General features: G+C 72.5%; 22 protein-coding genes and 1 pseudogene. 9 read left to right on the top strand and 14 right to left on the bottom strand.

The window, feature by feature from the left end; translation table 11 throughout:
• The first annotated feature begins 27 nt into the window (after positions 1 to 27).
• The 3 genes from AB0D04_RS26580 (at position 28) to AB0D04_RS26570 (ending at position 2,612) form a co-directional block, all read left to right on the top strand.
• Entirely contained in the window at positions 28 to 1,203 is a 1,176-nt protein-coding gene (locus AB0D04_RS26580; protein ID WP_362708004.1) for a histidine kinase, read from the top strand.
• Positions 1,200 to 1,880 (top strand): response regulator transcription factor, encoded by a 681-nt coding sequence (locus AB0D04_RS26575; RefSeq protein WP_362707982.1) that lies wholly within the window; start codon positions 1,200 to 1,202, stop codon positions 1,878 to 1,880. The genes AB0D04_RS26580 and AB0D04_RS26575 overlap by 4 nt, the downstream gene beginning before the upstream one ends.
• Positions 1,881 to 2,051: 171 nt before the next feature.
• Entirely contained in the window at positions 2,052 to 2,612 is a 561-nt protein-coding gene (locus AB0D04_RS26570) for a hypothetical protein (protein WP_362707979.1), read from the top strand.
• 76 nt (positions 2,613 to 2,688) lie between these two features.
• Here the strand turns inward: AB0D04_RS26570 and AB0D04_RS26565 are convergent, their stop codons facing one another.
• The 3 genes and pseudogenes from AB0D04_RS26565 to AB0D04_RS26555 all read right to left on the bottom strand — a co-directional run.
• Positions 2,689 to 3,903 carry a hypothetical protein gene (locus AB0D04_RS26565; protein WP_362708002.1) on the bottom strand — a complete coding sequence of 405 codons (1,215 nt, stop codon included), beginning with the start codon at positions 3,901 to 3,903 and terminating at the stop codon, positions 2,689 to 2,691.
• Positions 3,903 to 4,847 (bottom strand): 5-dehydro-4-deoxyglucarate dehydratase, encoded by a 945-nt coding sequence (locus tag AB0D04_RS26560; RefSeq protein WP_362707976.1) that lies wholly within the window; start codon positions 4,845 to 4,847, stop codon positions 3,903 to 3,905. The genes AB0D04_RS26565 and AB0D04_RS26560 overlap by 1 nt, the downstream gene beginning before the upstream one ends.
• A gap of 315 nt (positions 4,848 to 5,162) precedes the next feature.
• Positions 5,163 to 5,471 (bottom strand): annotated as a pseudogene (locus AB0D04_RS26555) (zinc ribbon domain-containing protein); the annotation flags it as partial.
• Between the two features lie 193 nt (positions 5,472 to 5,664).
• On the opposite strand from AB0D04_RS26555, the gene AB0D04_RS26550 reads away from it, so the two are divergent.
• From AB0D04_RS26550 to AB0D04_RS26535, 4 genes are all read left to right on the top strand, one after another.
• Positions 5,665 to 6,474: an NAD(P)-dependent oxidoreductase gene (locus tag AB0D04_RS26550; RefSeq protein WP_362707973.1), complete on the top strand. Its 810-nt coding sequence runs from the start codon at positions 5,665 to 5,667 to the stop codon at positions 6,472 to 6,474.
• Between the two features lie 91 nt (positions 6,475 to 6,565).
• On the top strand, positions 6,566 to 6,838 hold the full coding sequence (locus AB0D04_RS26545; RefSeq protein ID WP_362707971.1) for a GlsB/YeaQ/YmgE family stress response membrane protein: 273 nt from the start codon (positions 6,566 to 6,568) through the stop codon (positions 6,836 to 6,838).
• Between the two features lie 85 nt (positions 6,839 to 6,923).
• Positions 6,924 to 8,138 (top strand): TerD family protein, encoded by a 1,215-nt coding sequence (locus tag AB0D04_RS26540; protein ID WP_362707969.1) that lies wholly within the window; start codon positions 6,924 to 6,926, stop codon positions 8,136 to 8,138.
• Between the two features lie 283 nt (positions 8,139 to 8,421).
• Positions 8,422 to 9,342: a class I SAM-dependent methyltransferase gene (locus AB0D04_RS26535; protein WP_362707966.1), complete on the top strand. Its 921-nt coding sequence runs from the start codon at positions 8,422 to 8,424 to the stop codon at positions 9,340 to 9,342.
• Here AB0D04_RS26535 and AB0D04_RS26530 read toward each other — a convergent pair.
• Both AB0D04_RS26530 and AB0D04_RS26525 read right to left on the bottom strand, forming a co-directional pair.
• Positions 9,305 to 10,756 (bottom strand): alkaline phosphatase PhoX, encoded by a 1,452-nt coding sequence (locus tag AB0D04_RS26530; RefSeq protein ID WP_362707964.1) that lies wholly within the window; start codon positions 10,754 to 10,756, stop codon positions 9,305 to 9,307. The two genes, AB0D04_RS26535 and AB0D04_RS26530, sit on opposite strands and share 38 nt — an antisense overlap.
• Before the next feature lie 174 nt (positions 10,757 to 10,930).
• Positions 10,931 to 12,412 (bottom strand): hypothetical protein, encoded by a 1,482-nt coding sequence (locus tag AB0D04_RS26525; RefSeq protein WP_362707962.1) that lies wholly within the window; start codon positions 12,410 to 12,412, stop codon positions 10,931 to 10,933.
• Positions 12,413 to 12,643: 231 nt separating this feature from the next.
• On the opposite strand from AB0D04_RS26525, the gene AB0D04_RS26520 reads away from it, so the two are divergent.
• A complete protein-coding gene (locus AB0D04_RS26520) occupies positions 12,644 to 14,482 on the top strand; it encodes an endonuclease/exonuclease/phosphatase family protein (RefSeq protein WP_362707959.1) in 1,839 nt (612 codons plus the stop codon).
• A 142-nt stretch (positions 14,483 to 14,624) separates the two neighbouring features.
• A complete protein-coding gene (locus AB0D04_RS26515) occupies positions 14,625 to 14,765 on the top strand; it encodes a hypothetical protein (protein WP_362707956.1) in 141 nt (46 codons plus the stop codon).
• Between the two features lie 80 nt (positions 14,766 to 14,845).
• Here the strand turns inward: AB0D04_RS26515 and AB0D04_RS26510 are convergent, their stop codons facing one another.
• The 9 genes from AB0D04_RS26510 to sufU form a co-directional block, all read right to left on the bottom strand.
• Positions 14,846 to 15,814, bottom strand: coding sequence for an EI24 domain-containing protein (locus tag AB0D04_RS26510; protein WP_362707954.1), 969 nt, complete (start codon positions 15,812 to 15,814; stop codon positions 14,846 to 14,848).
• A 97-nt stretch (positions 15,815 to 15,911) separates the two neighbouring features.
• Entirely contained in the window at positions 15,912 to 16,586 is a 675-nt protein-coding gene (locus tag AB0D04_RS26505) for a hypothetical protein (protein WP_362707951.1), read from the bottom strand.
• On the bottom strand, positions 16,583 to 16,765 hold the full coding sequence (locus AB0D04_RS26500) for a hypothetical protein (protein ID WP_362707949.1): 183 nt from the start codon (positions 16,763 to 16,765) through the stop codon (positions 16,583 to 16,585). The genes AB0D04_RS26505 and AB0D04_RS26500 overlap by 4 nt, the downstream gene beginning before the upstream one ends.
• 237 nt (positions 16,766 to 17,002) lie before the next feature.
• On the bottom strand, positions 17,003 to 18,013 hold the full coding sequence (gene dapD / locus AB0D04_RS26495; RefSeq protein WP_362707946.1) for a 2,3,4,5-tetrahydropyridine-2,6-dicarboxylate N-succinyltransferase: 1,011 nt from the start codon (positions 18,011 to 18,013) through the stop codon (positions 17,003 to 17,005).
• A 111-nt stretch (positions 18,014 to 18,124) separates the two neighbouring features.
• Complete coding sequence (locus tag AB0D04_RS26490; RefSeq protein WP_362707944.1) at positions 18,125 to 18,664, bottom strand: TetR family transcriptional regulator; 540 nt, start codon at positions 18,662 to 18,664, stop codon at positions 18,125 to 18,127.
• Entirely contained in the window at positions 18,664 to 18,984 is a 321-nt protein-coding gene (locus tag AB0D04_RS26485) for a multidrug efflux SMR transporter (RefSeq protein WP_362707942.1), read from the bottom strand. The genes AB0D04_RS26490 and AB0D04_RS26485 overlap by 1 nt, the downstream gene beginning before the upstream one ends.
• Before the next feature lie 69 nt (positions 18,985 to 19,053).
• A complete protein-coding gene (locus AB0D04_RS26480; protein WP_362707940.1) occupies positions 19,054 to 19,419 on the bottom strand; it encodes a VOC family protein in 366 nt (121 codons plus the stop codon).
• A gap of 73 nt (positions 19,420 to 19,492) precedes the next feature.
• Positions 19,493 to 19,822, bottom strand: coding sequence for a metal-sulfur cluster assembly factor (locus AB0D04_RS26475; protein WP_030069228.1), 330 nt, complete (start codon positions 19,820 to 19,822; stop codon positions 19,493 to 19,495).
• Complete coding sequence (sufU, locus tag AB0D04_RS26470) at positions 19,819 to 20,277, bottom strand: Fe-S cluster assembly sulfur transfer protein SufU (protein WP_362707937.1); 459 nt, start codon at positions 20,275 to 20,277, stop codon at positions 19,819 to 19,821. Before sufU ends, AB0D04_RS26475 begins: the two co-directional genes overlap by 4 nt.
• Positions 20,278 to 20,283 lie beyond the last annotated feature (6 nt).

The following is a 20,283-nucleotide window of genomic DNA, read 5'->3' as shown; positions in this document are numbered from 1 at the left end:
TTCGGCCGGCGCTGGGCCCATCTGGTCATGGGCGGCGCGATGTTGATGCCGTATTTCCTGGTGACGTCGATCATCGTGTCCGTTGTCATGGGCCTCGACCCGTACCGCGATCCCCTGTCCCAGTTCATCGCGTTCGGTGCCGCCCTGCCGCCCGCCGGACTGGCCGCGCTGCTCTTCCCGCCGGCGCGGCCGATGGGGGCGGGCGCCGTCAAGTCGCTGTGCGGTGTGCCGGGGGAGCTGCTGGCCGACGAGCCGGGGTATACGTGGGCGGCCCGGTGGCGCACCGGACTGTGGTTCATGACGCACAGCGCGGTCGGCGCGATCGTGAGCGGGATGTCGCTGGCCGCGCCGCCGGCCGCGATCGGGCTGATGGTGCTGCCGTTCTCGGCGTCGCTGCAGCGCGCCTGGCCGGGGTGGCATCGGGCCGCCCCCGGTGCGCTCGGCCCGCTCGCCGGGCCGGCGCTCCTGGCCCTGGTGGTCGCCACCGCCTGGGGGGCCGGGAAGCTGCTGGCCCGTCTGGCGCCGGTCCTGCTCGGCCCGACGCCCGCCGACCGGCTGGCCGCGGCCGAGCGCCGGGCCGCCGTTCTGGCCTCCCGCAACCGGCTGGCGCGCGAGCTGCACGACGCGGTGGGGCATGCGCTGAGCGCGGTCACCCTCCAGGCGAGCGCGGCCCGCCGGGTGCTGGACGCGGACCCGGAGTTCGCCCGCCAGGCGCTGACCGCCATCGAGGAGACCACCCGCGATGCGGTCGCCGAACTGGACACCGTACTGGGGCTGTTGCGCGAGGACGGCGCCGTTCCCACCGCACCCGCGCCCGCCCTGGACGGCCTGGACGCCCTCCTGGCCCGCACCCGCACGGCGGGCCTGGGCATCGAGGCGACGGTCGAGGGAACCTGCACGGGCCTGCCCCCGGTGGTCTCCCGGGAGGCATACCGGATCGTGCAGGAGGGGCTGAGCAATGTGCTGCGGCACGCCGGGCCGGTGCCCGTAAAGCTGCGACTGTGCGTGGGCAAGGGGGAGTTGAGGCTGACGATGGAGAATCCGGTGGATGCGGCACTGCCCGCGGACCGTTCGGAGGGCGGCCGCGGGCTGCGCGGGATCGGCGAGCGGGCCCGGCTGCTGGGCGGCGATGCGACGGCCGGGGAACACGACGGCCTATGGCGCCTGACGGCCGCCCTCCCGATAGCGGGAGCGGCGCGGTGAGCGGGGACGACGGCACGGCCCCGCTGCGCATCTTCCTCGCCGACGACGAGCGGATGGTGCGTACGGCGCTGCGCGCGATCCTCGGCTTTGAGGACGACATGGAGGTCGTCGGGGAGGCCACGACCGGCGCGGAGGCGGTACCGCTGATCCGGGAGCTGCGGCCGGACATCGTGCTGATGGATGTCCGGATGCCCGAGATCGACGGGATCCGGGCGACCGAGCAGGTGCTGGACCGGATGCCGCAGCCGCCGCGCATCATCGTCGTCACGACCTTCGAGAACGACGCCTGTGTGTATGACGCGCTGCGGGCGGGGGCCAGCGGGTTCCTGCTCAAGCGGTCCCGGGCGGAGGAGCTGGTGCGGGCCGTGCGGATGGTGGCGCGCAGCGATTCGCTGCTGTTCCCGGCGGCGGTCCGCGCGCTGGCCGCCCGCCATGCCGGGCAGCGGGCGGCCGACGACGGGGCGCGGGCGCTGCGGGACCGGCTGTCCGAGCGCGAGCGGGCGGTGCTGCGGCTGATGACGGCGGGGCTGACGAACGCCGAGATAGCGGACCGCCTGGGCGTCGGCCCGGCCACTGTGAAGACGCATGTCGCGGGGGTGCTGGCCAAGCTCGGCGTACGGGACCGGACCCAGGCGGTGATCGCGGCGTACGAGTGCGGTTTCGTACGGCCCGGCTGACCCCGCAGGGCCAGGCCCGTTGCTCCCCCCGGTGACGCCATTCACCCGTTCGTCCCGGCCGGGCAGGCCCGCCCGCGGTCGTACCGATTAGCTCGGAGACCAGGAGCGCGGCCTTCCGCTCCCGGTGGCACAACGGCGTGCCACGGGCCGCGCTTCGTGGAGGTCCGTGCCATGCGCTCCCTGCGATCCCCCCGGCTGCTCTCCGGCACCGCATTCGCCGCCGTCGCCGTCGCCCTCGGCCTCGCCGCCTCCGCGGCGTACGCCGGCGACTTCGGCGAGGTCGAGGCCTCGCCGCACCCGGCCAGGGCGGGCTCCAGCGTGTCGCTGGCCACCAGGGACTGCGGGCACAGCCGGTCGGCGACCGTCGACGCCAGCACGCTGGGCGGGGGCATCATCACGCTGCGGCCGGGCAAGGGCGCGCTGGTGGGCGAGCTCAGGGTCCGGCCGGACACCCTGCCGGGCAATTACGGCATCGGCGGCAAGTGCGCCGACGGCAAGGACATCACCGGCACGGTCAGCGCCGGCCGGGGCGACCGGGGCGATCTCACCGGCGCCGACCGGGCCGCCGCGAGCCCCGGCCCCAAACCCAGGGGCGGGGTGAAGACCGGCGCCGGCGTCCCGGACGAGCGCCCCGGCACCGCCGAGATCCTCACCGGCGCGTGCCTGATGCTGGCCGCTGCCGCCGGGGGGAGCTGGGTGCTGCGGCGGCGGCACGGGGGTGGCAGGGGCTGACGGGGCGGTGGTGCTCAGCTCCGGAGCCGCCGAACGGGAATGCCCAGCCGGTCGTGCCAGGCTTGGCCGACGGCCTTCAGGGCGGCGCATCCCGTAGGGACGCCAGCGCCTCCCGCACGGACGCCAGATCGCGGTCGCTCGCCAGGCCCGCGTGGTAGAGCCGCAGTTCCGTGGCGCCGAGCGAGGCGGCATGGACGGCGTCGGCGGCGAGGGTGCCGGGGCGGCCGCCCAGGCCGGAGACGACGGTGAGGTTGGCGGCGACAGTGGCGGCCGCCGGGCGGTTCGCGAAGGGGGCGAGGACGTCGGCGCGGGTGCGGTCGTCGCCGGTGCACGGCAGGACCACGCCGTCCGTGTGGGCGAGGACGTCCGCCGGGTCCACCCCGGCGTTGGCGCCGCAGCGGTGTGCGGCCGGGTCGGCGTGCAGCAGCACCCGGAACGGCCCCGTCGCCGCATCCCGTACGGCCGCCACCGCCGCCCGCTGGAACGTCCGCGCCACCCGGTCGCGCCGGCTCCGCACCACCCCCGCCAGCTCCCCGCCGAGCAGCGCCTCGACCGCCGCCCACTCCCCCGCCCGGTCGCCGTCCGCACCGGCCCCGCCGTCCCCGCCGGCCCACACGGGCTCCAGGGCCCGCTGCACAGCAGCCCTCAACCCCCCTGCAGGAAGGCCGAGTTCGGCGTACCCGTCCGCGCAGACCGTACAGAAGCACAGCGACATCAGATACTGCGCGGCGCCGGAGAGCGGCACACCGCCCGTCTTGTCGTGGGCGTGCAGATGGGCCAGTCCGTACCAGCCGCAGGACTCCAGCTCGGTGCCGCGGGCGCCGGGCCGCAGGGCTGCCTCGGCGGCGAGGGCGACCAGGTGGTCGCGGACCTCGGGGCGGGCGATACAGGGTGCCCAGGGGTACGGGTCGCCATAGGCGTTGCGTACGACGGCGGACGGATGCTCCGCGCCCAGGCGGGAGTTGTGGGCCAGAACGACCCAGCTGTGCACCTCGAGCCCCGCTGCCGTCAGCGCCCGCGCGGCCTCGCCGAAGGGGTCCGCGCCGGACATCCAGTCCTGGGGGTACGGGCGCAGCGCGCGGCGCGCCCAGCGCGCGGGGTCCGTCGGGTAGAGGACGGCGGCGTGCCGGGCGGTGACGATGCGGTGGCGGGGGTGGCGCGGGGTGAGGGCGCGGGTGGAGTGATAGGCGGCGGCCAGCGTGACCTGCTGGACGCCGAGGGCGGCGAGACGCTCGGCGGCCTGCGGGTCGCCGACCACGTCCCAGGGGTAGAGGAAGGCGGCGCTGCGCATCATGCCCCCGGCGCGGCCGCGGCCAGGGCCAGCCCGCGGTCGATCAGCTCGGCGAGCCGCTCGACATGCGCCGGGGCCGGTTCGCTCAGCGGCGGCCGGACCTCACCGACGTCCGCGCCGCGCAGCCGTACACCGGCCTTGACCAGCGAAACGGCATAGCCGCGGCCCTGGTTGCGCAGTTCGACCAGCGGCCGGTAGAAGCCGTCCAGCAGCCGGTCGACGGTGCCCTGGTCGCCGTCGGCCAGCGCCCGGTGGAAGGCGAGGGCGATCTCGGGGGCGAAGGCGAAGACGGCGGAGGAGTAGAGGTGCACGCCCAGGCCCCGGTAGGCGGGGCCGGTGAGTTCGGCGGTGGGCAGGCCGTTGAAGTAGAGGAAGTCCTCGCCGGGGGCCTCGGTGCGGACGGCGCTGATGATGCGCTGGAGGAGGTCGAGGTCGCCGAGGCCGTCCTTGAGGCCGATGATGCCCGCGGTGCGGGCCAGGGCGACGACGGTGGCGGGCTCGAAGACGGCGTTGTCGCGCTGGTAGACGATGACGGGCAGAGGCGTGGCGGCGGCGAGTTCGGTGTAGTGGCGCAGCAGTCCCTCCTGTCCGGCGACGACGAGGTAGGGCGGCATGGCGAGCAGCCCGTCGGCGCCCGCCTCCTGGGCCAGGCGGGCGAACTGGACGGCGAGGGCGGTGCCATAGCCCGTTCCGGCGATCACCGGGACGCGGCCCGCGGCCTCCTGGACCGCGGCGGCGACGCACTCGGCGAATTCGCCGGGGGTCAGCGCGGGGAATTCGCCGGTGCCGCAGCAGGCGAAGACGGCGGCCGCGCCCGCCTCGATCCCGCCGCGCACATGGGCGCGGAACGCCTCCAGGCCCACGGTGCCGTCCGGTGCGTACGCGGTCACCGGGAAGAACAGCAGTCCGTCGAGACGGCCGGCGAGCGGAGGGTGTGCGGTCACGGGCTCTCCCTGCCAAGGCCGTGCACGTTCTTGGCTGTACGTACACGTCCCTGATTGACGTACATATGCATGAACATGATTACGTTAGAGGGGCCCTTCCGCACCGGTCAAGACCCCACAACCGCCGCCCCGCAAGCCGATTTCGCCATTGCGTCAAGCGCCTTGACCGGCTCGGAACCGGCTCCCTAGCGTGCCCACACACAGGAAGACCGTTCCGTCATACGTCCCGACGCCGCACGACGACACACGACACCCGGCCCCTGAAGGAGTTCCTTCCTTGGCTCCTCCCCCTCATAAACGAGGGGGATTCCTGGCTCACTTCGCCTGACACCCAGCAGGTGGCAGGGCTGACAAGATCAGCACTAGCCGGGTGGAAGACCAGCCCGGACCTGGGGGCACCTCGCAGCGGTAGCTGGGGGACATCACGCGAGCGGAGTTCTTGTCTCGTGGTGAGACGGCTCCGCACGCGGTGCAGGCATATGTCCTTTCGGAGAGGGGGAGTGCGTGCTTGGTTCTCGCTCCGCACTGTGCGCAGTCCATGGTGGTGTGCGCGGGGTGGACAAGGTGCACGATGCGCCCGTGCGGCTTGAAGTCCTCAACGGCCGGGGCGTCATGGTCGCGGACCCCGCTCGGCTTGCCGTCGGCCCGAGGAACACCCCGCTGTCATCTCCGTGATCAGCGACCGAAGCGCACATCTCCATCAGCAGCCAGGGCGCCCCGGAGAGCCGGACGGCCACTCCTGGTCAGCCACTGAAGGCAAGACCTCACAAGCCACATCCGGCCCTCCCGGGCCGCCTGACAACTTACGGAGAACCCGATGACCGCACCCCGCACCGTCCTGCTCACCGGCGCCGCCGGCGGCCTCGGCACCCTGATGCGCGAGCTGCTGCCCCCGTACGGCTACACCCTCCGCCTCTTCGACCAGCGGCCCGTCGAGGGCGCACCGGACGCCATCACCGCCGATCTGGCCGACAAGGAGGCGCTGCGCGAGGCCGTACGGGGCGTCGATGCGATCGTCCATCTCGCCGGCATCTCCCTGGAGGCCCCGTTCGAGCACATCCTGCGGGCCAACATCGAGGGCACCTACCACCTCTACGAGGCGGCGCGCGAGGCGGGCGTACGGCGTATCGTCTTCGCCTCCTCCAACCACGCCGTCGGCTTCACCCCCCGCCCGCCGGACGGTTCCGGCGCGATCCCCGTCGACACCCCGCGCCGCCCCGACACCTACTACGGCCTGTCCAAGGGCTTCGGCGAGGACCTCGCGTCCCTCTACCAGGACCTGCACGGCATCGAGACCGTCTCGATCCGCATCGGCTCCTGCTACGCCAGGCCGACATCCGTGCGGATGCTGTCGATCTGGCTGAGCCCGGCCGACTGTGCCCGTCTGCTGCACGCCTCGCTCACCGCGCCGGACGTCGGCCACACCGTCGTTTACGGTTCCTCCGCCAACACCCGGCTGTGGTGGGATCTGTCCTCCGCCCGCGCCCTCGGCTACGCGCCGGAGGACGACTCCGAGCCGTACGCCGCCGAGCTGATCGCCGCCCAGGGCGAACTCGACCCCCACAACCCCGGACACGCACACCTCGGCGGCGCCTTCTGCACCGACCCGCCCCGCTGGCCGCACTGAGCGTGGCCCGTGCCACGCCAGGGAACCCGCACCGGCCACACTGCGTCCTCATCTGTGTACCAACCCTCCCGGCGAGAACGAGGAATGCACCATGGGCATCGTCACCTGGCTCGTACTGGGCCTGATCGCGGGCGTCATCGCCAAGGTCCTGCTGCCCGGACGGGACCCGGGCGGCCTGGTCGGCACCACACTGATCGGCATCGCCGGCGCCTTCATCGGCGGCTGGCTGTCCACCAAGATCCTGCACCGCCCGATCCCGAAGGACATCGGCGAACCCTCCATGTGGATCGCCTCGATCGCCGGGGCCCTGGTCCTGCTGATCGCCTACCGGCTGCTGTTCGGCAACTCCCGCGAGCGGCGCTGAGGAGGAATCTGGCCCCGGTAGCGCAGTTCACGCCGGGTAATGGAACCGCAAAAGCCGGCCGATCGTTACCTTTGACATGACCGCTATGACTCCTGGCTCGAACCTCCCTCTCACCGCCGCGCGGGTGGCGGTGGATGTCACCGCCCCCGCGCAGTTGGATGTGTCGGGCCTGCTGCTCACCGCCAACGGCAAGGTGCGCTCCGACGACGACTTCGTCTTCTACAACCAGCCCAACGGACCCGGCGTGACCCACACCGCGGCGGCCGCCGGACAGGGCGACACCATCACGGTGGACACCGCCGCGGTGCCCGAGGGCATCGAGAAGATCGTGGTCACCGCGAGCCTGGACGCGCCCGGCGCGACCTTCGCCGGCACCGAACCGACCGGCACAGTCCGCAACGCCGACGACGGCAGCGTGATCGCCTCCTTCACCCCGCCGCAGCTGGGCACCGAGACCGCGCTGGTGGTCGTCGAGATCTACCGCCGCAACGGCGCCTGGAAGGTCCGCGCGGTCGGCCAGGGCTACGCCAATGGACTCGCCGGCATCGCCACCGACTTCGGCGTCAGCGTGGAGGAGCCGGCCACCCCGGCCGCCGCCCCGCAGGCACCGCCCGCGCCGCCCGCTCCCCCGGCGCCCCCGGCCGCCCCCGCCCCGGCGCAGGCCGCCGCGCCCCCGGCACCGCCCGCTCCGCCGGCGCCGGAACCGGCGGCCCCCGGCACCGGCAAGATCAACCTCGACAAGGGCCGGGTCAGCCTCCAGAAGAACCAGACCGTCTCCCTGGTCAAGGGCGGCCGGCCGCTGCTCAGCACCGTCACCATGGGCCTCGGCTGGGAGCCCGCCTTCCAAGGCAAGAGCGTCGACCTGGACGCCTCCGTCATCGCCTACGGCCCGGACCGCAAGAAGGTCGACAACTGCTTCTTCGGCAAGCTGATGATCCTCAACGGCACGATCCAGCACTCCGGCGACAACCTCACCGGCGACGGCTCCGGCGACGACGAGGTCATCACCGTCCACCTGGGCGGCCTTCCCCCGGAGGTCACCGGCCTGGTCTTCACCGTGAACTCGTTCTCCGGCCAGAAATTCTCCGACGTGGCCAAGGCCTACTGCCGCCTGAGCGACGCCGCCACCGGCGAGGAACTGGTCCGCTTCGACCTCACCGGCTCCGAACAGCTCACCGGCGTCCTGATGGCGAAGCTCATCCGCCAGTTCTCCGGCGAATGGGAAATGACGGCCATGGGCGAATTCGTGGACGCCCGCACGGTGCGCGGCATGGTCAAGCCGGGGGCCGCGGCCCTCTGAGCGCCCGCCGCACGACAGCGGCACACCACGGTCACCCCCACCGACCGTCTTTTCCCCACCCCCGACGGGAGGTGCCGGGCCGTAGCGGCGAAGCCGTCCAGGCCCGGCACCGCACCCGAACAGCCCCGCGTGGGGGTACCTCCCAGCGTTGGCCGGGGGAGGCAACCGCCCGCCGCAGGCACGACAGCGAGAAAGTCCGGCACGTCGGCCGGGGCAAAGCGCAGCGAACCGGCTCCAGGACCGACAATGGCCCCGTCCGTACCGCACGCACGAGGAGCGACCGATGGCGCAGCAGTCGCAACCGGAACCGCAACCGCTCCCCACCGGCGAAGCCAACGAGCTCCCCGACCGGGTCGCGACGGTCTACGGCGACCACGACCTGAGCACCGTGGCCGCCTTCGCCGGCGGCTACATCAACTTCGGCTACTGGGCCTGGCTGCCCCATCTCGCGAACGGACCGCTGAGCGAGGCCGACCGGATCCGCAGCGAGCAGGATCTCTACCGCCTGGTGCTGGGCGCTCTCGAGCGGACCGAGGGCCGCAGCGCCCTGGAGGTCGGCTGCGGCCGCGGCCTGGGCTGCGCCCTGGCGCTGCAGGAGTTCGGGCTGGGCCCGGTGACCGGCCTGGATGTGCACCCGGACCAGATCGCCCGCGCCCGGGAGGCGAACGCGACGCTGCTCGCCGGGCCCGCGCAACTGGAGTTCATCGAGGGCAGCGCGCAGCGCATCCCGCTGCCCGCCGCGAGCGTCGACTGTCTCTACTCCGTCGAGGCGGCCCAGCACTTCCGCGATCTGACCGGCTTCGCCCAGGAGGCGGCACGGGTGCTGCGCCCGGACGGCCGGCTGGCGCTGACGACGTTCTTCGCCCGCATCCAGGAGGCCGCCCGCGCGCTGCCGGAGCTGCTGCCCCCGTACGCCGACGGCCTGGACGTCCCGTATGTGATCGACGACGTGGCCGGCACGCTGGCCGCGGCCGGGCTGCGGGACGTCCGGGTGCAGGCGATCGGCGAGGGGGTCTGGGAGCCGTACGACCGCTATATGGCCCAGCGGCGGGAGCTGCGCGACGGGTGGCCCCGCCGCTACCTGACGACATATCAGACGGGCCTGCTGGACTACTACGTCATCACGGCCGCGGCCCCCGGCGCCGCCCCCGGCCCCTCCGCCGCTGCTACTTCTGCCGACGGATCCGCTTCCACGGCCCCGTGATCGCCAGCATGATCCCCGGTTCCTGGATGTTGGCGAACAGCGTCCGCCCGTCGGGCGAGAACACCGGGCCGGTGAACTCGCTGAACTCCGGCTCGTCGGCGGTGCCGATGTTCAGCTCATTGCGCGCGACGGGGTACGTACGGCCGTCCTCGGTGGCACCGAACAGATGCTGGATGCCCTCGCCGTCCTCCGCGATGATCAGCCCCCCGTACGGCGAGACGCTGATGTTGTCCGGGCCGTCGAGCGCGCCGTCCTTCCCGGGGTCCGGGTTGACGCCGAACCGCACCTTCAGCGTCAGCGTCCGGCGCCGCGGGTCGTAGAACCACACCTGGCCGTCGTGCCGGACCGGGCTCTCCTCACGGGCGTACGACGACACCACGTACACCCCGCCGTCCGCCCACCACATGCCCTCCAGCTTGCGGGCGCGGGTGATCTCCCCCGCGGCGAACTGCTTGCGCACCGAGGCCGTGCGGGCGTCGCGGTCGGGGACCTCGATCCAGTCGACGCCGTAGACCGTGCCGGGCTTGGTGGCGCGCGAGAGGTCGTCGACGTAGCGGCCTCCGGAGTCGAAGCACTTGGCGGCCGCGAGCACACCGGCGTCGTCGGCCAGCGTCCGCAGCTGCCCGCGGCCGTGCGCGAAGCCGTGCGGCGGGGTCCAGCGGTAGAGGAGGCCGTTGGGCTCCGAGGCGTCCTCGGTCAGGAAGAGGTGGCCGCGCCCGGGGTCGACGACCACGGCCTCGTGGGCGTAACGCCCCAGCGCCTTGAGGGGCTTGGGATCGCGGCCGGCCCTGACGTCGTGCGGGTCGACCTCGAAGACATGGCCGTGGTCCTTGGTCATGCCGTGCTCGCCGGCCTTGTCCTCGTTCTCCTCGCAGGTCAGCCAGGTGCCCCAAGGAGTGGTCCCGCCCGCGCAGTTGGTGGACGTACCGGCGATACCGACCCACTCGCCGACCGGCGTGCCGTCCTGGGCGACCTCGACGACGGTGCAGCCGCCGGCCGCCGCCGGGTCGTAGACGAGTCCCTCGGTGAGCGGCACCGGGTGCGGCCAGTCGGCGCGCGGGCCCTTGAGCTCGTGGTTGTTGACGAGCAGGGTGGTGCCCCGGCGGCCGGCGAAGGTGCCGGTGCCGTCGTGGTTCGAGGGGGTGGACTCGCCGCTCTCGAGCTTGGTCACACCGGTCCGGGTGATGATCCGGTACGAGAATCCGGCGGGCAGCGCGAGGATGCCGTCCGGGTCCGGGAGCAGCGGGCCGTAGCCGAAGGCTCCCTCGTCCGCGGTGCCGTCGGGAGCGGTGTCCGGAGCCTCCTCGCCGATGGCGCCGGGCGCGGTGGCCAGCACGCCTACGCTGCCGGCCAGCGCCACCGAGGCGCCGGTGAGGGCGGAACGCTTGGCGAACTTTCTCCGGGTGAGCGGCATTGTCATCTCCTGGATGGCCGGTTTCTTCCCCTGTGCCTGCGCCGCACACGGTCTCCTACGCCGTCGAACTCCAGTTGAACGCCGCCCTACGCCCAGGAAGCGGTTGCCCCTCACGCACGACAGCGGGTGGCCGGCCCGGCCACCCGCTGTAGCTGTATGTGTGCCGGGCCCGTCTCAGCCCGTCTGCCGCGACCGCGCCTTGAACGCGGCCTTACGGGCCTCCTTGGCGGCCTTCTTGTCCGGGTGGAGGCGCCCCATGGCCTCCAGGACGTCGGCGGTGGCCGGGTGGTCGACCCGCCAGGCGGTGTCGAAGAACCCGCTGTGCTGCTCGGTCAGGCTCTGGACGAGGTCGCGCAGCTCGGCCGCCGCCTCGTCGTCCGCGCTGTCCAGCTGCGCCGCGATGGTGTCCACCGTCAGCCAGAAGATCATCTCCTGGGACGGCTCGGGGATGCCCGGCAGCGCCCGCTCGGCGAGCCAGACCCGCGCCAGCCCGCCCAGCTGCCGGTCGTCGAGCACCTCACGCAGCGCGGCCTCGGCGTCCGGCGGGACCAGGGAGAGGGTCTGCTGGGCGGCGAGCCGGCGCAGCGGGGCGCGCTCGTCGTCGCCGCGGGCGGCGCCCAGCAGATCGCGGGAGGCGTCGAGGGGGCCGCGGGCGGCGAGCCACAGCTCGGACTCGGCCTGGGCGAGCGCCTCGGGGTATTCGGGCAGCGCGTCCAGGAGGACATCGGCGCCCTTGTCGGTGAGGTCACCGACGGCCGGGGCGTGCACCCCGGCGTCCAGCATCCGGGCGCGGACGGCCCATACGCCGAGCGGGGTGAGCCGGACCATGCCGTAGCGGGAGACGTCCTCGTCGGTGAGCGGCTCGGCGGACCGCACCGTCTCGCCCTGCTCGTCCAGCTCCTCGATCAGCGCCTCGTCGACCGGCCGGTACGCGACCAGCCCGATCGGCTCCAGCACCCGGAACTGGTCGTCCAGCCGCATCATCGCCTCGGAGACCTCTTCGAGGACGTCGTCGGTGGGCTCGTCCATATCGTCCGGGACGATCATGGACGCGGCCAGCGCGGGCAGCGGAATGTCCTGGCCGGGGCCCTCGTGCAGCGCGGTGAGCAGGTAGAGGTTGCCGAGGATGCCGTCCAGCAGCTCGGCCTCCTCCTCCGGGTTCCAGTCGATGGCGTCCAGGTCCAGTTCGCCGCCCTCGGCGATCTGGTCGGCGATGTCGGAGAGGTCGGGGGCGGCCGCGTCCGCGAGCACCGTCTCCATGCCCTCGAGCCAGATGTCGAGGATGTCGTGCGGGCTGCCGGAGGTGAGCAGGCCCAGCTCGTCGCCGGGGGTGGCGGTGCCGAGCGCCGCGTCCTCGGCGCCGTCGTCCCCCTCGGGGGTCTCGTCGATCTGCACCAGTCCGGTGTCCACCGCCAGCTGCCAGGCCTCGGCGGTGTACCCGGGCCCGTCCTCGTCGCCCGCCAGGCCCAGGTGCTCGGTGGCGGCGCCCAGCGCCTCGTGGAGGATCTCGCCGCCGGCGCCGACCGGCACGCCCCGCTCCGCCCAGCGGGCCAGCTTGGCGGCACGGGCCATCAGCGGGGCGCTCAGCGCGTCCCGGGCCAGCTCCGCTTCGGAGTGCAGCCGCACCGGCGGCAGGGTGGGGCGGTCTGCGGACATCTGGGGCTCAGCTCCTAGGACGGACTACGGGCTCGTGCGACGCCCAAGCGTAGACGGAATTCGCCGTATCTCGGACGGTTCACCCCCTCGTACGCTCCCGGTCACCGGGAGAACCTTGACAACTCCCTTGCCCAGACCGGAGATTGACGCGCGTAGCGCGCGCCGGTCCCGCTCCGTACGCACGTTGCCCCTACCCCCACGTTCACCCCCCATTTTCTTCCGGAGGCAAGCATGCCGTCCCGTCGTTCGCTCCGTAGACCGGCCGCCGTCAGCGCGGTCGTCGCGGCCGCCCTCGCCGGCGGACTGATCCTCGCCACCCAGTCCGCCTCCGCGGCCGGCACCCGGATCCACGACATCCAGGGCAGCACCCGAATATCCCCGCTCGCCGGGAAGCAGGTCGAGGAGGTGCCGGGCACGGTCACCGCCGTCCGCTCCTTCGGCTCGGCGCGGGGTTTTTGGGTGCAGGACCCCCACCCGGACAAGGACGACGCGACCAGCGAGGCCGTCTTCGTCTTCACCGGCAAGGAGACCCCGAAGGTCGACGTCGGCAACGCCGTCACCGTCAGCGGTACGGTCAGCGAGTACTACCCCGGCGGCAAGGACGCCGGCCTCCAGTCCGTCACCGAGATCACCGACGCCACCTGGAAGGTCACCGCCGCCAAGGCCCCGCTGCCGGCCGCCTTCACGCTCAACCCGGCCTCGGTGCCGGACCGTTACGCCCCCGACGCGGGCGGCAAAACCATCGAATCGCTGAAGCTGAGGCCCGCCTCGTACGCGCTGGACCGCTACGAGTCCCTCGAGGGCATGCGGGTCTCGGTCCGCAATTCCCCGGTGGTCGGCGCCACCAGCACCTACAACGACCTGTGGGTGACCGCCGAGCCGGGCCACCACCGAACCGCCCGCGGCGGCACGTTCTACGGCTCGTACGCAGACCCCAACGGCGGCCGGGTCAAGGTGCAGTCGCTGATCCCCTTCTCCCAGCGCCCGTTCCCGAAGGCCGATGTCGGCGACGAGCTGACCGGCACCACCGCCGGGCCGCTGGACTACGACAACTTCGGCGGCTACACCCTCCAGGCCACCGAGCTGGGGAAGGCCACCGGCCACGGACCGGCCGCGGAGACCACCCGCAAGCAGAAGCCCGACGAGCTGGCCGTGGCCACGTACAACGTCGAGAACCTCTCCCCCGCCACCCCGCAGGCCAAGTTCGACCGGCTGGCGAAGGCGCTGGTGACCAACCTGTCGGCGCCCGACGTGGTCGCGCTGGAGGAGGTCCAGGACGACAACGGCCCCACCGACGACGGTACGGTCACCGCCGGGGCGACCCTGAAGAAGCTCACCGACGCGATCAAGGCGGCGGGCGGCCCGGCGTACGAGTGGCGGCAGATCGACCCGCAGAACGACCAGGACGGCGGCCAGCCCGGCGGCAACATCCGCAATGTGTTCCTGTTCAACCCCGCGCGGGTGGCGTTCACCGACGTCAAGGGCGGCGACGCCACCACGCCCGTGAAGGTGGTCGACGATCACGGCAGGGCCGGGCTGTCCGCCTCACCGGGCCGGATCGCGCCCGCCGACCAGGCCTGGAAGGCCAGCCGCAAGCCTCTCGTCGGCCAGTTCTCCCTCAAGAGCCGCCCGGACAGCCGGGTGTTCGTGATCGCCAACCACTTCAACTCCAAGGGCGGCGACCAGGGCCTGGACAGCCGCTTCCAGCCGCCGGCCCGCAGCTCCGAAACCCAGCGCACCGCACAGGCCAAGCTGGTCAACGCCTTCGTCAAGGACCTGCTGGCCAAGGACCCCAAGGCCCAGGCGGTGGTCGCCGGGGACCTCAACGACTACCAGTTCTCGCCCGCCCTGAAGGCCCTGACCGACGGCGGGGTGCTCACCGACCGCGTCAACGCTCTGCCGAAGGCCGAGCGCTACGGCTACGTCTACCAGGGCAACTCCCAGGTCCTGGACCACATCCTCACCAGCAAGGCACTCACCAAGGCCGACTACGACATCGTCCACGTCAACGCCGAGTACGCCGACCAGGCCAGCGACCACGATCCGCAGGTGCTGCGCATCCGGCCGTAGCCCCGTGCCGCCACTCTCCGTCACGCGCCGTCACTCCACCGGCCCCGGTCCGGGCGCCAGGCATCACCCGGGGTGCGCTACTGGGCTGGTACGCACCGTTCCGGCTCAACGAGCCGAGCAGGAGCCCAGCAAGGGAGTCACCATGGCGAAGGCGCAGAACCGTAAGTCGGGGAAGGACCGTTCCACGGAGCGGCGCACCGACCGCGAGCGGGAGCCGAGGATGCCGGAGGAGTCCGCCGCCGAGCGGACCCAGGACCTCAGGGCCCCCTCGCGGGAGGCCTGACGGACGTGTGATGGGCCGGTGATGGCCGAACGGCCGCCGCACCGATGGGTGCGGCGGCCGTTTTCCTGTCGTCGGACGACTCAGTGGCTCTCGTGGGGCGGGTACGGCCCGGGTGCCGGGCCGAATCCGCCGCCGGCGGCGGGCTGTCCGGGGGCGGGCTGCTGGTAGGGCGCGGGCTGTCCGTACGGGCCGGCCTGGCCGTGCGGGGCGGCGGGCTGTCCGTAGGGGGCGGGCTGTCCGTGCGGAGCGGCCTGCCCGTACGGCCCTCCCTCCGGGTCCTGACCGCGGTCGCCGCCCTCCGGCTCGTCCTCCTCGGCCGCTACGAGGTCACGTACCAGCAGCGTCGCGCCCGCCACCGCGCCCGGCATCAGCACCACCGCGAGGAACGGGATCAGGAACAGCAGCACGATGGGGGTGCCGAAGCCGACGGCCAGCGCCTTGCGGCCGCGCAGCAGGCGCAGTCGCTCGCGGACCGGGATGTCCCGGCGCTGCATGGCCACCGAGGTCAGCTCGACGGCGAGAAAGAACCCGCTGACGCAGAAACCGACGACCGGAATGACCGTCTGCCCGATGACCGGCACAAACCCGAGCGCGAACAGCAGGATCCCGAAGACGACGGCCCGCAGCAGCACATGGACGCTGTCCCGCAGCGCGATCCAGATCTCCTGCCACATCGGCCGGTCCGGGCCCTCCGGGCAGTGCCCCTCGCCCTTCTCGACCTGCTCGGAGAGCGACTCGTAGAACGGGTCGCCGATCACCAGGGTGACGGCGGTGAAGGTCAGGACGGAGAGCATCAGCGCGCCCGCGAACAGCAGCGCGACGAACAGCCCGCGCAGCAGACCCTGCCAGGGCGAGCCCCAGTCGTCGGCGAACGGTGTCGCCCAGGCGGCGATGTCGCCGGACCAGATGGCGAGCGCCGTGAGCACCGCGCCGTAGAGCACCAGGGCGATCAGCGCGGGGATCAGCCCGAACCCCCACCACCGGCCGTGTCCGGCAACCCAGCGCTGCCCCTTGCCCAGATACCGCATCCCCGCTACAAGATCACGCATACGGCCAACCCTATCGGCGTCCGGCGGGGCGCTCGCACACCCGTACCAGATGGTGACGTAGGCGTGCCCACTCCGTCACGTCTCCCCCATGGCTCCCTCATGTGCCGCCGGTCAGCCGGCCCAGCTGCCCCTGGAGCCGGTCGAGCCGGGCCTGCATCACGCCGGCCTCGGCGGCGGGCTCCGGTACGCCACGGGCGGCCCCGCCGGGGTCCGCCGCGGCCTCGGCCGGTCCTTCCCGGTGGCCGGGCAGCACCCGCAGCCGGCCGCCGCCGATCCGTACGAAGTCCTCGAAGCTCACCTCGCCGCGCCCGGCCGCACAACCCTTGCAGGCCCCGGCCAGCGCCCGCCAGCCGGTCCGTCCCCAGCCCGCGTCCACGAAGACCTCCGGCGGCAGCCCGCAGCCGCACGGCCCGATGCGCGCCACCCGTACCCGCTGCCTCGCGTAGCGCATCCCGCGCTCGAAGCGGATGTACGCGCCGAGGACGGTGACCTCCAGGATCGCCGCCCTGCGATGCGTGCCCACCCGGGCCAGGGCCAGCGCTTCGGCAAAGGTGTGCAGACAGTAGAAGCCGCAGTCACAGCGCAGGGCCGGGCAGCGGTGCCGCCGCCCGTACATGCACCGCGCCTCGTCGAACACGCCGTACGGCTGCGCCCCGCCGATCGACACCCCGGTGAACCCGATCCGGCCGCAGTCCTCGGACAGCACCGGATTGGCGAGCTTGAAACCGCGGGGCGGCGAGGTGGGGCGCTCCCGTGGCAGCCGCAGCCTCATCGTGCGACCAACGGCCCGACGAACGGCAGGCCCGGCTCCCCCGTCCCCGGCACCGTCACCTCGTCCAGTGGCTGTACGGCCGCCCATGCCCCGGCCCCCCACTCCTCGGCCAACGGCTCCCCGGCCGGTGGCTTGTCTTCCTCCGCGATGCCGACAGCGAGCGGTTTACCCAGCCTCATGCCGCCTCCCGGCGCGTTCCGTAGAACACCGTCCACGCCATGGTGACCCACCTGCGGCCCCCTTGGCAGGAGCGCAAAGCGGCCCCCGCTCCCGCGCCCGGTGCACACGCGGCCCCGCGCCCGCGCAGGGACCGGACCTCGCCCCGGACGCCGGCTCCGCACATGCCGACGGCCCGGCGGGAACCTCCCCGCCGGGCCGTCGGCACGCCCGTGACCTCGCCGGATGCGAGGGGCTCGTCAGTTGTGGCTGTGCAGGATCTCGTTCAGTCCGCCCCAGACCGCCTTGTTCGGGCGGGCCTCGACGACGCCGGTGGTGGAGTTGCGACGGAAGAGGATGTTGTCGCCGCCGGAGAGCTCCAGGGCCTTGACGATCTGGCCGTCGGGCATGGTGACACGGGTGCCCGCGGTCACGTACAGACCGGCTTCCACCACGCACTCGTCACCGAGGGCGATGCCGACGCCCGCCTCGGCGCCGACCAGGCAGCGCTCGCCGATCGAGATGATCTGCTTGCCGCCGCCGGACAGGGTGCCCATGGTGGAGGCGCCGCCGCCGATGTCGCTGCCGTTGCCGATCACGACGCCCGCGCTGATCCGGCCCTCGATCATGGAGGTGCCCAGCGTGCCGGCGTTGAAGTTGACGAAGCCCTCGTGCATCACGGTGGTGCCGGCGGCGAGGTGCGCGCCCAGCCGCACCCGGTCGGCGTCCGCGATCCGCACGCCGCCGGGCGCGACGTAGTCGGTCATCCGCGGGAACTTGTCGACGCTGGTCACCTGGAGGTGCTGGCCGTCGGCGCGGGCGTTCAGCCGCACCTTCTCCAGCTGGTCGACGGCCACCGGGCCGAGCGAGGTCCAGGCGACGTTGGTCAGCAGCCCGAAGAGGCCTTCCAGGTTCTGCCCGTGCGGCTTGACCAGCCGGTGGCTGAGGAGGTGCAGCCGCAGATACGCGTCGTGCGCGTCCAGGGGCTTGTCGTCCAGCGAGCCGATGACCGTACGGACGGCCACGACCTCGACATCGCGGACCGGGTCGAGACCGATCGCCTTGAGCGCGGCGGCGCCCAGCAGCTCGGTGGCGCGCTCGTCCTCAAGGCGCTCGGTGCCGGCCGGGCCAGGGCCCTCGGCAGTCACGGCGACCAGCTCGGGCGCGGGGTACCAGGTGTCGAGAACGGTGCCGTCGGGGGTGACGGTGGCGAGCCCGGCGGCGACGGCGCCGGTCGTACGGGAAGGAGCGGAAGCAGCAGCATCGGTCATGCGGGAAACCTAACCGGAGGGCACCCGCGGAGGCGAACCGGTCTCAGCGATCGGGCCCGGACCGTACGGTCGCACAACCGGGTTCGTAGGGCCGCACGAGCCGCCCCCGGGTCAGGCCAGCACCCCGGCCAGCCCCTGCCGTACCGCCGCCGCCTCGAAGGGCTGCCCGGTCAGCAGATGCTGCAGCAGCAGCCCGTCGATGAACGCCACCACGGCCCGCGCGGTCCGCTCGTCGCCGATCCGCCGCCCGAGCAGCCGCACCATCTCGTCCTGGCACTCGGCCGCGATCGGCCGGACCGCAGCGCGCCGCAGCGCCGCCAGATACAGCTCGTACTCCAGCTCCACCCGCGCCCGGTCCCCGGCCAGCGTCTCGCCGACCAGCTCCGCCACCTGGTCCGCGAGCGGCACCGCAGGGTCGACCCGCTCCACCCACCGCGCGAAGTCGCCCAGGTACACCCCGTTGATCTGGCGCAACGCCGCGACCAGCAGATCGTCCAGGCTCGCGAAGTGGTACGTCGTCGAGCCGAGCGGCACATCCGCGGCAGCGGCCACCGCGCGGTGGCTGAGCCCCGCGATCCCCCGCTCACCGACCACCCGGATCGCCGCATCGACGATCCGCTGCCGCCGGTCCGGGTCATACCGCCGCGCCATCAGTGCGCCCCGTCCAGATTCAGCACCACAACCCCAGCGATCACCAACAGCACCCCCAGAATCTTCAGCGTACCGGCGCTCTCCCCCAGAAAAACCATCCCGATCGCCGCGATCACAGCCGTCCCGGCCCCGGACCAGATGGCATACGCGGTCCCCACACTCATCGACTTCAACGTCTGCGCCAGCAGCGCGAAGGCGAGCACATACCCGGCCGCGGAACCCAGCGAGGGCCACAGCTTGCTGAACCCCGCGCTGTATTTCATCGCGGTGGTCGCGAGGATCTCGGAAAGTATCGCCGCTGCCAGGGTCATGTAGGCCATGTGTACGAGTGTACGCATCGATGCGTACGGGTGTACACAACGCCGGGCACGCGACAGCGGCGCCGGCCGCTAATCCACCAGCGTCCGCTTGGGCGTCAGCACACAGAACTCGTTCCCCTCCGGGTCCGCCAGCACCACCCACGACACGTCGTCACCCTGGCCCACATCCACCCGGCGCGCACCGAGGCCCAGGAGCCGGTCGACCTCGGCGGCCTGGTCGTCGGGGGCCAGATCCAGGTGCAGTCGGTTCTTGCGGGACTTCACCTCCGGGACGGGGAGGAAGACGATGCCGGGCAGGGCGCGTTCGTCGGCGCCGATGACGACCTCGTCGAGAGCCTCGTACACGACCCGCCAGCCCAGGACGCGGGCCCAGAAAGCGGCCTGGCCCTTGAGGTCGTGGGCGTCGACGGCGATCTGATACAGCGATACGGCCATGCCCGCCAGTGTGCCTGGCGGGCATGGCCGTATCGGTACAAAGTACGCGTGTCGCGCGCGTCCTGAGGTGCTGTCAGACGTTGAAGCCCAGGGCGCGCAGCTGCTCGCGGCCGTCGTCGGTGATCTTGTCGGGGCCCCACGGGGGCATCCAGACCCAGTTGATCTTCAGCTCGTTGACGATGCCGTCGGTGGCCGACTTCGCCTGGTCCTCGATGACGTCGGTCAGCGGGCAGGCCGCGGAGGTCAGCGTCATGTCGATGGTGGCGATGTTGGCATCGTCGATGTGGATGCCGTAGATCAGGCCGAGGTTGACGACATCGATGCCCAGCTCGGGGTCGACGACGTCGTAGAGGGCCTCGCGGACCTCTTCCTCCGAGGCCGGCTTGGTGGTCGTTTCGGTCATGCGGTCTTCGCCTCCTCGGAGAGGGCCTTGGCCGTGGCGTCCTTCCAGGCCATCCAGCTGAGCAGGGCGCACTTCACGCGCGCCGGGTACTTGGAGACACCGGCGAACGCCACCGCGTCCTCCAGCACCTCCTCCATGGCGTCATCCGGCTCCACCTGGCCCTTGGACTGCATCAGTTCCAGGAACGTCTCCTGGATCTTCTGCGCGTCGCCGAGCTGCTTGCCGACGAGGAGTTCATTGAGGACGGACGCCGACGCCTGGCTGATGGAGCAGCCCTGGCCCTCGTACGACACATCTTCAATCCTCGCGCCGTCCAGGCGCACGCGCAGCGTGATCTCGTCGCCGCACGTGGGGTTGACGTGGTGCACCTCGGCGTCGCCGTCCCGAAGACCGCGCCCGTGCGGGTGTTTGTAATGGTCCAGGATGACGTCCTGGTACATGGAATCCAGCTTCACGGCTCA

It is taken from the genome of Streptomyces sp. NPDC048483 (genome assembly GCF_040651455.1).
Classification (GTDB): Bacteria; Actinomycetota; Actinomycetes; order Streptomycetales; family Streptomycetaceae; genus Streptomyces.
This window is presented reverse-complemented; position numbering and strand designations above follow the sequence as displayed.

Bases quoted from the DNA above. Each gene is read 5' to 3' on its own strand.
- AB0D04_RS26500 (WP_362707949.1), bottom strand. From the start codon at position 16,765: ATGAGGCTGGGTAAACCGCTCGCTGTCGGCATCGCGGAGGAAGACAAG.
- AB0D04_RS26545 (WP_362707971.1), top strand. From the start codon at position 6,566: ATGGGCATCGTCACCTGGCTCGTACTGGGCCTGATCGCGGGCGTCATC.
- AB0D04_RS26480 (WP_362707940.1), bottom strand. From the start codon at position 19,419: ATGGCCGTATCGCTGTATCAGATCGCCGTCGACGCCCACGACCTCAAG.
- AB0D04_RS26510 (WP_362707954.1), bottom strand. From the start codon at position 15,814: ATGCGTGATCTTGTAGCGGGGATGCGGTATCTGGGCAAGGGGCAGCGC.
- AB0D04_RS26515 (WP_362707956.1), top strand. From the start codon at position 14,625: ATGGCGAAGGCGCAGAACCGTAAGTCGGGGAAGGACCGTTCCACGGAG.
- dapD (WP_362707946.1), bottom strand. From the start codon at position 18,013: ATGACCGATGCTGCTGCTTCCGCTCCTTCCCGTACGACCGGCGCCGTC.
- AB0D04_RS26505 (WP_362707951.1), bottom strand. From the start codon at position 16,586: ATGAGGCTGCGGCTGCCACGGGAGCGCCCCACCTCGCCGCCCCGCGGT.
- AB0D04_RS26490 (WP_362707944.1), bottom strand. From the start codon at position 18,664: ATGGCGCGGCGGTATGACCCGGACCGGCGGCAGCGGATCGTCGATGCG.
- AB0D04_RS26565 (WP_362708002.1), bottom strand. From the start codon at position 3,903: ATGCGCAGCGCCGCCTTCCTCTACCCCTGGGACGTGGTCGGCGACCCG.
- AB0D04_RS26530 (WP_362707964.1), bottom strand. From the start codon at position 10,756: ATGCCGCTCACCCGGAGAAAGTTCGCCAAGCGTTCCGCCCTCACCGGC.
- AB0D04_RS26550 (WP_362707973.1), top strand. From the start codon at position 5,665: ATGACCGCACCCCGCACCGTCCTGCTCACCGGCGCCGCCGGCGGCCTC.
- AB0D04_RS26525 (WP_362707962.1), bottom strand. From the start codon at position 12,412: ATGTCCGCAGACCGCCCCACCCTGCCGCCGGTGCGGCTGCACTCCGAA.
- AB0D04_RS26520 (WP_362707959.1), top strand. From the start codon at position 12,644: ATGCCGTCCCGTCGTTCGCTCCGTAGACCGGCCGCCGTCAGCGCGGTC.
- AB0D04_RS26535 (WP_362707966.1), top strand. From the start codon at position 8,422: ATGGCGCAGCAGTCGCAACCGGAACCGCAACCGCTCCCCACCGGCGAA.
- AB0D04_RS26570 (WP_362707979.1), top strand. From the start codon at position 2,052: ATGCGCTCCCTGCGATCCCCCCGGCTGCTCTCCGGCACCGCATTCGCC.
- AB0D04_RS26580 (WP_362708004.1), top strand. From the start codon at position 28: ATGGGCGGCGCGATGTTGATGCCGTATTTCCTGGTGACGTCGATCATC.
- AB0D04_RS26540 (WP_362707969.1), top strand. From the start codon at position 6,924: ATGACTCCTGGCTCGAACCTCCCTCTCACCGCCGCGCGGGTGGCGGTG.
- AB0D04_RS26485 (WP_362707942.1), bottom strand. From the start codon at position 18,984: ATGGCCTACATGACCCTGGCAGCGGCGATACTTTCCGAGATCCTCGCG.
- AB0D04_RS26475 (WP_030069228.1), bottom strand. From the start codon at position 19,822: ATGACCGAAACGACCACCAAGCCGGCCTCGGAGGAAGAGGTCCGCGAG.